Origin of the sequence: Vibrio sp. 10N.261.52.A1 (assembly GCF_002876325.1) — a bacterium.
In the GTDB taxonomy this organism is placed as follows: Bacteria; Pseudomonadota; Gammaproteobacteria; order Enterobacterales; family Vibrionaceae; genus Vibrio; species Vibrio chagasii.
The window spans coordinates 1-672 of the sequence record NZ_MCYD01000406.1; the positions used below are offsets into that span (position 1 = coordinate 1).

A 672-nucleotide genomic window follows, 5' to 3' on the forward strand; every position below is an offset into this window, starting at 1 on the left:
CAGTTGGATTAAAATAAATGTCTTGTTTAAATGAAGGTAAGGGTATTGTTAAGTTATGGTACTTAATCTACGTTTTGTCCTGAAGAGGTTTAACTTTCAATCTTAGTTTCACTCAAACCTTTATTGAGGTGTACTAAGTGAGAAAATACTCCTAAATAAAGGCACCCATTAAATAAGGAAATTGGAATGGAAATTGGTGGTTACGATGAATATCGTTACGAACAATTAAGGTCTGTCGGAGTCGGTAATCTAGAAAAGCGACTAAAGTACTTAAAAATCAATGAAGCAGTGGAAAAAGAGTGTCTAGATGCGTTGCACCAAATGGCGTTACAAATCACTCAGACCTCATATGGAGCACATTGCCGTCAGAATGGAAATCCAATGGATTGGATAAATATGATGAGAGGCTTTGTTAACCAATTCAAAGTGGCGCAAAGTATGCGGCACAACTGGGCTCTACCTGACAGCATTAGATCGAAAGTCACTGCTCCCGAAGCTCAAGCATTGGTAGAACAAATGGAAATGGTTACCGCACTTTCTTACTATACGTTTAATTCTAGTGCGCTTAATACCGGAATGACTGGGTACACAACCAAGGGGAAAGCACTTGATACCCGTGCGGTTGACGTCTGGAATTCTTACAAAAAGTGGAGACAACACTCAACGTCACAT

General features: G+C 39.4%; 1 pseudogene. It reads left to right on the forward strand.

Annotated features, from left to right (window positions below):
- Window positions 1-186 precede the first annotated feature (186 nt).
- Window positions 187-672, forward strand: a pseudogene (locus tag BCT81_RS04975) (hypothetical protein); the annotation flags it as partial.